The 9,924-nt window shown below is 60.6% G+C and carries 7 protein-coding genes; 4 read left to right on the forward strand and 3 right to left on the reverse strand.

From position 1 onward, the window contains the following. Window positions 1–201 precede the first annotated feature (201 nt). Entirely contained in the window at window positions 202–4,284 is a 4,083-nt protein-coding gene (purL, locus tag ACNA0I_RS09970; RefSeq protein WP_415805846.1) for a phosphoribosylformylglycinamidine synthase, read from the reverse strand. 450 nt (window positions 4,285–4,734) lie between these two features. Here purL and ACNA0I_RS09975 point away from each other — a divergent pair, with 450 nt between their 5' ends. The 4 genes from ACNA0I_RS09975 to ACNA0I_RS09990 all read left to right on the forward strand — a co-directional run bounded on the left by ACNA0I_RS09975 (window position 4,735) and on the right by ACNA0I_RS09990 (window position 8,222). Continuing rightward, entirely contained in the window at window positions 4,735–5,274 is a 540-nt protein-coding gene (locus ACNA0I_RS09975; protein ID WP_415805847.1) for a TRAP transporter small permease, read from the forward strand. Beyond that, window positions 5,271–6,569, forward strand: a complete 1,299-nt coding sequence (locus tag ACNA0I_RS09980; RefSeq protein ID WP_415805848.1) for a TRAP transporter large permease — start codon at window positions 5,271–5,273, stop codon at window positions 6,567–6,569. Before ACNA0I_RS09975 ends, ACNA0I_RS09980 begins: the two co-directional genes overlap by 4 nt. 62 nt (window positions 6,570–6,631) lie before the next feature. Beyond that, window positions 6,632–7,660 carry a DctP family TRAP transporter solute-binding subunit gene (locus tag ACNA0I_RS09985; protein WP_415805849.1) on the forward strand — a complete coding sequence of 343 codons (1,029 nt, stop codon included), beginning with the start codon at window positions 6,632–6,634 and terminating at the stop codon, window positions 7,658–7,660. A 142-nt stretch (window positions 7,661–7,802) separates the two neighbouring features. Further along, the gene (locus tag ACNA0I_RS09990; protein WP_415805850.1) at window positions 7,803–8,222 is read left to right on the forward strand and encodes a barstar family protein; all 420 of its coding nucleotides are present in this window, start codon (window positions 7,803–7,805) and stop codon (window positions 8,220–8,222) included. A gap of 29 nt (window positions 8,223–8,251) precedes the next feature. Here ACNA0I_RS09990 and greB read toward each other — a convergent pair whose 3' ends face one another. Beyond that, on the reverse strand, window positions 8,252–8,803 hold the full coding sequence (greB, locus tag ACNA0I_RS09995) for a transcription elongation factor GreB (RefSeq protein ID WP_415805851.1): 552 nt from the start codon (window positions 8,801–8,803) through the stop codon (window positions 8,252–8,254). Between the two features lie 6 nt (window positions 8,804–8,809). Next, entirely contained in the window at window positions 8,810–9,655 is an 846-nt protein-coding gene (locus ACNA0I_RS10000) for a 3',5'-nucleoside bisphosphate phosphatase (RefSeq protein WP_415805852.1), read from the reverse strand. Between the last annotated feature and the right edge of the window lie 269 nt (window positions 9,656–9,924).

Raw genomic sequence — 9,924 nt, forward strand, 5'->3', positions numbered from 1 at the left:
ATCCCACGAAGCCCTCACGCGGCCACTGCNCAGCCTCGACGTCCAAAAGAACGCCAACGTTACCGCCTTTACCACCCCAACAACAACCGACTCTGCACCGTCGATTAGCGGCCCTAAGGAGGGCATTTCTGTTTTAGGTCATCCTGGCAAAAAAAAAGCCTAGCTAAAAAGCCAGGCCTTTTTCACCTCAAGAGGTAACGCTCACCCCACCCAAACCCGAGCATTACGGAACATCCGCATCCAAGGGCTATAAGCACCACCACTATCTGCGGTCCCCCATTGCTGAGGCGCCCAAGACATCATCACATTACGCGTCACACGCTCAGGGTGCGGCATGATCACAGTAAAGCGTCCGTCCGCAGTCGTCACCGACGTCTGTCCATCCGGACTGCCGTTCGGGTTGAACGGATAAGCCTCCGTCGCCTTGCCATGGTTGTCGATAAACCGCGCAGCGACCAGCACCTTGCCCGCGTCGCCTTGCTTACTGTAGTCCGCATAGCCTTCGCCATGCGCCACCGCCACAGGCACTCGCGTCCCTTCCATTCCCTGGAAGAAAATCGACGGCGACGCAGCCAACTCGACCAGCGACAAACGCGCCTCGTATTTCTCGGATTGGTTGCGCGTGAATCGCGGCCAGAACTCCGCACCAGGAATCATCGGCGCCAATGCCGCCATCATCTGGCAACCATTACACACACCCAGACCAAAGGTATCCGAACGCCCGAAATACGCCGCAAACTGATCCGACAAACGGCTATTAAAGCGAATCGTACGCGCCCAACCTTCACCGGCGCCCAACACATCGCCATAGCTAAAGCCGCCGACAGCCACCAGACCCTGCATCGTGCTCAGATCAATACGGCCCGACAGCAAATCGGTCATGTGCACGTCGACCGCATCAAAACCCGCCGTATCAAACGCCCAGGCCATTTCAACCTGACTGTTGCAACCCTGCTCACGCAAAATCGCAACACGAGGACGCTTGCCCGTCGCGATGAACGGCGCGGCGATGTCCTCTTGCGGATCAAAGGCCACGCGCGGCGACAGACCCGGATCCTTGACATCGTTCCACGTATCCAACTCTGCCTGTGCGCAAGCAGGATTATCCCGGCGCGACATGATCTGGTAGCTGACATCGCTCCACGCACGACCCAGATCGGCACGCGGCTCGCTCCAGATCTTTTTACCGTCACGATAAAACTCGACCGTGTCGGTATCGTTCAGCCCGCCAATCACATGCGAATGCGCCGACAAACCCGCGCCGCGCAGAACCTGCATCACCGCATCGCGCTCGGATGCGGGGACTTGGATCACCGCGCCGGCTTCCTCGGTAAAGAGTGCCTTGAGCGTCAGCTCATCACGTTGCACCGCGACCTGCTCGGGACGGATCTTGTAATCGCCCCAATCCGCCGAGTTTGCATCAAAGGTCAGCATGTCCAGGTTGACCGAAATCCCGGTGCGGCCGGCAAACGCCATTTCGCACAAGGTTGCAAACAGACCGCCGTCGGAACGATCGTGATACGCCAACAACACGCCGGCCTCGGCCAACGTGCGAATCGTCACGAAGAAAGCGCGCAAATCCTGCGGCTCGTCGATATCCGGCACGCTTTCGCCCACCTGGTTGTAGGCCTGCGCCAGGATAGAGCCGCCCATGCGATGGCGGCCACGCCCCAGATCGATGACGATCAGCACGCTGTCGCCCACCTCGGCCCGCAACTGCGGCGTCAGGCTGGCACGCACGTCGCCGACCGGCGCAAACGCCGTCACGATCAACGATACAGGTGCCACGACCTGGCGATTTTCACCGTCCTGATTCCACGATGTCTTCATGGACAAAGAGTCTTTACCGACCGGAATCGAAAGCCCCGTGGCCTGGCACAGTTCACTGACCGCAGACACCGTGTCATACAAGGCAGCGTCCTGACCGTCGACACCGCACGCAGCCATCCAATTGGCCGACAGCTTGATGTCCTCCAGGCGTGCCACATCGGCAGCAGCCAGGTTGGTCAGCGCCTCGGCAACAGCCATACGGCCCGATGCCGGCGCATTCAGCACCGCCAGCGGCGTGCGTTCGCCCATCGCCATGGCCTCGCCACGGAAACCCTCGTAATCGGCCAACGTGACCGCGCAATCCGCCACCGGGATCTGCCATGGTCCAACCATCTGGTCACGGCTGGACAACCCACCCACCGTGCGGTCACCAATGGTGATCAAGAACGATTTGTTGGCCACCGTCGGATGACGCAGCACGCGATAAGCCGCCTCGGTCAAGTCGATGCCCACCAGGTCCAAGGGCTCCGACACGCCAGGCAAGCGCTGCACATCGCGCGTCATGCGCGGAGGCTTGCCCAGAATCACATCAATCGGTACGTCGACTGGCCGTGCATTGGTGTCGCCCGCGGCCGCAGCGTCCACAACCGCCGCGCTCTCACCGACCGCAGCCGTATCCACACCCGGCAGGCCTTCGCCATCCACCACACGCAATTGACGCTCTTCGGTCGCCACGCCCACCACCGCATAGGGGCAACGCTCACGACGCGCGATCGCGTCGAAACGCTCCAGATCCTGCGGCAAGATCGACAGCACGTAGCGCTCTTGCGACTCGTTGCTCCAGATTTCCGCCGGCGACAGACCGGACTCTTCCAGCGGCACACGCTTCAAATCGAACACCGCGCCACGGCCGGCATCATTGACCAGCTCGGGGAACGCGTTGGACAGGCCGCCCGCGCCCACGTCGTGAATCGCCAGAATCGGATTGTTCGTACCTTGCTGCCAGCAACGATCGATGACCTCTTGCGCGCGACGCTCGATTTCCGGGTTGCCGCGTTGCACCGAATCAAAGTCCAGCTCGGCGGAGTTGCTGCCCATGCTGATACTGGATGCCGCGCCGCCGCCCATCCCGATACGGAAACCCGGGCCGCCCAGCTGGATCAGCAAGGCACCAGGAGGAATGATTTCTTTCTTGGTCAGCTCGGCATCGATACTGCCCAGACCGCCTGCGATCATGATGGGCTTGTGATAACCCCAGCGCGTATCGCCCGCGGTTTGCTCATACGTCCGGAAATAACCCAACAGATTCGGCCGGCCGAATTCGTTATTGAACGCCGCACCGCCGATGGGACCATCAATCATGATGGACAGCGGCGACGCGATACGGTCGGGCAAGCCGTGATGATCGGCTTCCCAGGGCTGCATGGCATCCGGAAAACGCAAATGCGACACGGTAAAGCCCGTCAGACCGGCTTTGGGTTTAGATCCACGGCCCGTAGCGCCCTCGTCGCGGATTTCTCCGCCCGCACCCGTCGCGGCTCCAGGGAAAGGCGCAATCGCCGTGGGGTGATTGTGCGTCTCGACCTTCATCAGGGTATGCACGGTGGCATCGCGCCGCACATAGCGCGCAGCCTCGCTGCCCTGCCCGTCAGACGACGGCACACCGGCTTGGAAACGTTGCGCGGCGCCGCCTTCCATGACGGCTGCGTTATCCGAATACGCAATGACCGTGCCCTGAGGCTGGGCCTTGTGCGTAGCGCGGATCATGCCGAACAGCGTTTCCGACTGCGGCTGGCCGTCAATCACCCATTGGGCGTTGAAAATCTTGTGGCGGCAATGCTCGCTATTGGCCTGGGCGAACATCATCAGTTCCACGTCGGTAGGATCGCGCCCCAGGCTGGTGAACGACTGCGCCAGGTAATCGATCTCGTCCTCGGACAGCGCCAAGCCCAATGTCGTGTTGGCCTCGACCAGAGCATCGCGCCCCTGGGCCTGCACGGCGACCGTGCGCATGGGCTTGCCTGCCAGGGTCTGAAACAGCGCCTGACCGTCAAAATCCGCTCCCACCACTGTTTCCGTCATGCGGTCGTGCAAGCAATCGGCCGCACGGGCCAACATCGCATCATCCAGCGTTTTCGCGCCCAGCAGGCCGCGCTCGGGCACCAGGAAATAACGCACGCCGCGCTCAATACGCCGCACCGCAGCCAGGCCACAGTTGTGGGCGATATCGGTCGCCTTGCTGGCCCACGGGGAAATCGTACCCAGGCGGGGGATCACCAGCAGTGTCAGGCTCTTGGCCGGCGCCTCGCCGGCTACGGGGGTGCCGTAGTCCAGCAACTGCGTCAATTGCTGCTGCTGGGCGTCATCCAGGGCGGTATCCGTGCTGATGAAATGTTCGTAGCGGGCGGAAACGTCTGCGACAGGCAGGCCCGCCTCTTGCAGCTGTGCCAGGAGACGCTCGCGGCGAAAGGCGGAAAGGACAGAAGAACCGGGCAAATGCTGGACGAGAGACACGATGCGGGCGCCGTTTGGAAAGTGGAAAGAAGCAAAACAGGCATTTTACCTTTTCAGGGATTTCCGGAGCGAATCCCCCTAAAGTTATGCAGAAACCCTCTCATGCCGGAGTTACAAAATAATTCAAAATCACGCCACCCCCTGATGCCGCTATGCAGCAAACGATCACCGCCCCTGGAAGATCGGCCAGAAAATCTCCTCTCCTGAGGCCAAATCGCGGGTAATTTCCGTGCCGCAACATGTTGCGAAAGCCCTTCATCCACGGGAAAACACGCACTAACGCGGGACGCCGTCAACGGTAGGATGCTGCGATCCTGGCCCGTATGGCCTGCATGGCTTGCTCCGGCCGGTTTGCATAGGCATGCGTGCGCTAGCCGGGCTGCTGTTTATCCCGGGTTATCTGCGTTTCCTGTTTTCCGATTACTGCCCTATTCCAAGCTGCTGTTGCCCATGTCCCTCCCAGACGTCCCCGTCGACTCGGCCAATCCCGCCGAACCCATCATCCCCGCCGCCCCCGATCCTGACGTCAAAGTCCCCCTGGCTCTCGAAGACTGGCTCGCCGTCGGCGTACTGGCCATTCTCGCCCTGATCACCTTTGTCAACGTGCTGGTGCGCTATTTCACCGACCAGTCCTTTGCCTGGACCGAAGAAATCTCGGTGTTCCTGTTGATCGTGCTGACCATGGCGGGGGGCAGCAGCGCATTTGTCCGCAACCACCATATCCGTATCGAGGCGGTCGCCGATAGCGGCTCGCCGGCCCGCCAGCGACGCCTGGCCATCATTTCGCACACCGTCGTCCTGCTGTTTTTCATCTTGCTGACCGTACTGTCTGTCCGCTTGGTGCTGGACGAATATATGTACGAGGAGACCTCGCCCGCCATCGGCGTGCCGACGTGGTGGTATTCGATCTGGCTGCCGGCCATGGCGGCGGCGATTGCGCTGCGTACGCTGGGCACGCTGCGCCGTCTTCTGCAGGGAAAAACGCAATGATCGCTGCCCTGCTTTTCATCGTCTTCGCCATCCTGATGGTCATCGGCGTCCCAGTGTGCGTGTCGCTGGGCGTGGCGGGCACGCTGGCCATTGCGATATCCAATCACGATGTCGCGTGGTTCGGCCTGCTGGCCGTCCCTCAGAACTTTTACGCGGGCTTGGCCAAATATCCCTTGTTGGCCATTCCGATGTTTGTCTTGGTCGGCTCGATTTTCGACCGGTCTGGCGTAGCTCGCCGGCTCGTCGATCTGGCCATCGCCATCGTCGGGCGCGGCCCCGGCATGCTGCCGCTGATCGCCATTGCCGTTGCCATGTTCCTGGGCGGCATTTCGGGCTCGGGGCCAGCGTGCGCGGCAGCCGTCGGCGCCGTCATGATCACCGCCATGTCGCGAGCGGGTTATCCCGCGCCGTTTTCGGCCTCGGTCGTCGCGGCCGGCGCCGCCACCGACATCCTGATCCCGCCGTCTATCGCATTCATCATCTATTCGGTGCTGGTGCCGGGCGCGTCCGTGCCCGCGCTGTTCGCCGCCGGCATGGTGCCCGGCATTTTGGCCGGTATCGCCCTGATCGTGCCCGCGGTATGGTTGTCACGCAAACACAAACTCGGCATCCAGGAAGCCCACCTGCCCCGTCCGCCCTTTTGGGCCAGCCTGCGCGAGGCCAGTTGGGGCCTGGCAGCCCCCGTCCTGATCCTGGGCGGGATGCGGATGGGCTGGTTCACGCCGACCGAGGCCGCCGTCGTTGCCGTGTTCTATGGCCTGTTCGTCGGCATGTTCATCCATCGCACGATCAAGGTCCGCGACCTGTTCATCATATTGCGCGAAGCCGCGGAGCTCTCGGCCGTCATCATGATGGTGGTCGCCCTGGCCGGCATCTTTGCCTGGGCGCTGTCCACACTGAGCATCATTGACCCGATCACCCATGCCATCGTCAATTCCGGCCTGGGTGAATGGGGCGTGCTGTCCTTGTTGATCCTGCTGTTGATGACGATGGGCATGTTCCTGGACGGCATATCGATCTTTTTGATCTTTGTGCCGCTCCTGATGCCCATCGCCAACGCCTATGGCTGGGACCCCGTCTGGTTTGGCGTCATCCTGACGCTGAAAGTGGCGCTGGGTCAATTCACCCCGCCCCTGGCTGTAAATCTGATGGTATCTTGCCGCATTGCCCGGGTACCTATGGAATCCACGATCCCGTGGGTACTGTGGCTGTTGGCGGCGATGTTCCTGGTGCTGGTCTCGGTATTGGTGTTTCCGCAACTGGCGCTGTGGCTGCCGCACAAGCTGGGGTATTGATCATCGCACCCAGCCGTTGCATTGATAACGCATAAATTTCACAAACACGAGGAGATAACCCCATGAAGCTACGCAACCTGATCGGCGCCGCCTTGTGCGCGGCAGCCGCATTCGCGTTGACCCCGGCGCACGCCCAGAATTACAAATCGGAATACAAACTCTCCATCGTCGTAGGCACCAGCTTTCCCTGGGGCCAGGGCGCGGTGATCTGGTCCGACCTCGTGCGCGAACGCACCAACGGCCGCATCAACATCAAGGTCTATCCCGGCACCTCATTGGTCCAGGGCGATCAGACGCGTGAGTTCACCGCTATCCGCCAGGGCGTCATCGACATGGCCGTCGGCTCGACCATCAACTGGTCGCCGCAAGTCAAACAGCTCAACCTGTTTTCCCTGCCCTTCCTGATGCCCGACTACGCCGCCATTGACGCGCTCGTGCAGGGCGAAGTCGGCAAAGAGCTGTTCAAAGTCATTGAAAAAGCCGGCGTCGTGCCGCTGGCCTGGGGTGAAAACGGCTATCGTCAGCTGAGCAACTCGCGCCACGCCATCTCCAAGCCCGAGGATCTGAAAGGCCTGAAACTGCGCGTCGTCGGCTCGCCGCTTTACATCGACACCTTCACCGCGCTGGGCGCGAACCCGACCCAAATGAGCTGGGCCGATGCGCAGCCCGCCCTGGCCAGCGGCGCGGTAGATGGTCAGGAGAATCCCCTATCGATTTATACCGGCGCAAAGCTTTACGATGTCGCTCAGAAATACCTGACGTTGTGGAATTACGTTGCCGATCCGTTGGTATTCGTCGTCAATCGCGAAGTCTGGGAATCCTGGTCTGAAGCCGATCGCAAGATCGTCCGCGAAGCAGCCATCGAAGCCGGCAAAAAAGAAATCGCGATCGCCCGTAAAGGCGTGACCCCCGAAGACCCATCCTTACTCAAGGAAATCGAAGGCCATGGCGTGACGGTCACCTCGCTGACCGAGGATCAACATAAGGCATTCGTCGCCGTGACCAAGCCCGTCTACGACAAGTGGAAACCACGTGTCGGCGAAGACTTGGTCAACCTCGCGGAAAAATCCATCGCCGCGCGCAAGAAATAAGCAGCAACCCAAGGGGATACGGCGGCACCAGCCGCCGACCGGAAGGCACGGACAACAGAGCCCGCCTCCAGCACGGACGCCGATCGGCGTCCGTGTTTTTTATTGTTATGTTCAACGCCCGACGCCACACGCCGTAGCAGCCATGCCGACCAAAACCCTGACTCTCGACGGAAACAATATTCACGATATTCCATCGTTTTACGCGGAGATCAATCGCGTGTTCATGGCAAACGAAGACTGGCAGCTCGGGCCAAGCCTGGATGCGTTGGACGACATGCTATATGGCGCCTATGGCGCAGCTCACGGACAAGAATCGATTGTCCTGATCTGGCGAAACATGGAAAAAAACCGTGCAGATCTCGGTATCGCCGCCACGCGGGAGTATTACCTGGAAAAACTGAAGCATCCAGACCAATTCAACGTGGCGCTCTTCCGTAAAAACCTGGAGTCACTGGAAAACGGCACAGGCGCCACCTATTTCGACACTGTGCAGCAGATCATCGCAGATCATCCCAATATCACACTGCGTAGCCAGGACGACGCCTCATCGGCTCCACGCTAGCGGCATAGGCATTGACACAGCGACCGCCGTTACTCGGGATACTGCACTTCCAGAATATCCAGTTCCTCGACTCCGCCTGGCGTGCGCAGGACAACAGTGTCCCCCTCGCGAGCTTTGATCAATGCGCGGGCCACAGGCGAGATCCAGCTGATTTTGCCCGCCAACGGTTCGGCCTCGTCGACCCCGACAATGGTGACGACATGCTCCTCGCCAGCCTTGTCCGAATAGGTCACGGTGGCACCGAAAAAAACCTGATCGCGATTCGGTTGCGCAGCGGGATCGACCACCTCGGCGATGTCCAGGCGCTTGGTCAGAAAACGCATGCGCCGGTCGATTTCGCGCAGGCGTTTTTTGCCGTACAGATAATCGCCGTTTTCAGAACGATCACCATTCGAGGCTGCCCACGACACGACCTGCACGACAGATGGACGCTCGACATTCATCAAGTGAGCCAGCTCATCGCGCAAACGGGCATAGCCCGCTGGCGTCATGTAGTTGCGAGTACCCGCCGGCAACGCCTGTGTCTCGGGCAAATCATCGTCGCCGTCGCGATCCGACTCTTTAACAAAAGCCTTGTTCATTATTGTCTAGAACCAGTCGTGCCAGACCGGCTTCAAATCGTCGGGTAATGGGGGCAACGAACCGAGATCCGCCTTGCTCTCTGTCGGGCTATGAAAATCCGAACCCCGCGAGGCCAGAAATCCAAAGCGTCGAGCCACGCCCGCGTAGTGACGAGCCTCGTCGGCGGTGTGACTCCCCGTCACCACCTCGATCCCGACGCCGCCCAGCTGCAAAAACTCGTCGAACAGCGCATTGAACTGCAACAACGAGTATTTATAGCGGCCAGGGTGCGCAATGACAGCACGTCCGCCTGCACCAATGATCCAGCTCACCGCGTCCTGCAATGTGGCCCATTGCATCGGGACATGCCCCGGACAATCGTCGCCCAGGTATTTGTTGAAAACAGTCTGCACATCCGGGCAATACCCGGCTTGCACCAAATAACGCGCAAAGTGGGTACGGCTGACCAGGTCCGGATTGCCGGCCAAGGGAATGGCTCCCTCATAGGCATCGGGCATACCCATGTCCGCCAAACGCTGCCCCATGCGGCGCGCCCGCTCGGAACGGCCGGAGCGCGTATTGCGCAGGCCCGCCAGCAGCGCGGGATTTTCGGGGTCAAATCCCAGGCCGACAATATGGACCGTTTGCCCAGCCCAGGTGACCGAGACCTCGCTACCCGTGATGAACTGCATCCCGAGTTCGCGCGCAGCCTCGCCGGCCTGTGCGATACCGCCTACCTCGTCATGATCCGTCAACGCCCAGACATCCACGCCATTGGCGTGCGCACGGCGAGCCACCTCGGCCGGCGGCAAAATGCCGTCGGACACAGTGGAATGGCAGTGCAGATCGATGTTCAAGGTGGTGGTGTACATGAGCACTATTGTACGGCCGTCGGTAGGTCTTGGACCACCTGTTCAATTTTCGCCAGTTTTTCTGGGTCATCCCCTTTTTTGAGCTGGCTTATCTCGCCCGGAATAACGCGGCTTTATGACAGTGCTGGTTTTCTGGCCTGGTCGGTTTAGATGGCCCGTTGACGGAGGATTTGAGTTCTCTCGGACGTTGCAGCACGGGTAGGACGGGGACATGAGTTCTGTTGGACGTCGAAGCGGGGCAGTGACCGTGTTGGCGCTTCACGTGGCCG

The sequence above is a fragment of the Bordetella muralis genome (genome assembly GCF_965139205.1).
Lineage (GTDB): Bacteria > Pseudomonadota > Gammaproteobacteria > Burkholderiales > Burkholderiaceae_B > Bordetella_A > Bordetella_A muralis.

Excerpts from the sequence above, each read along its gene's own strand:
- ACNA0I_RS09975 (WP_415805847.1), top strand. The coding sequence starts at position 4,735 with ATGTCCCTCCCAGACGTCCCCGTCGACTCGGCCAATCCCGCCGAACCC.
- ACNA0I_RS09990 (WP_415805850.1), top strand. The coding sequence starts at position 7,803 with ATGCCGACCAAAACCCTGACTCTCGACGGAAACAATATTCACGATATT.
- ACNA0I_RS10000 (WP_415805852.1), bottom strand. The coding sequence starts at position 9,655 with ATGTACACCACCACCTTGAACATCGATCTGCACTGCCATTCCACTGTG.
- ACNA0I_RS09985 (WP_415805849.1), top strand. The coding sequence starts at position 6,632 with ATGAAGCTACGCAACCTGATCGGCGCCGCCTTGTGCGCGGCAGCCGCA.
- ACNA0I_RS09980 (WP_415805848.1), top strand. The coding sequence starts at position 5,271 with ATGATCGCTGCCCTGCTTTTCATCGTCTTCGCCATCCTGATGGTCATC.
- greB (WP_415805851.1), bottom strand. The coding sequence starts at position 8,803 with ATGAACAAGGCTTTTGTTAAAGAGTCGGATCGCGACGGCGACGATGAT.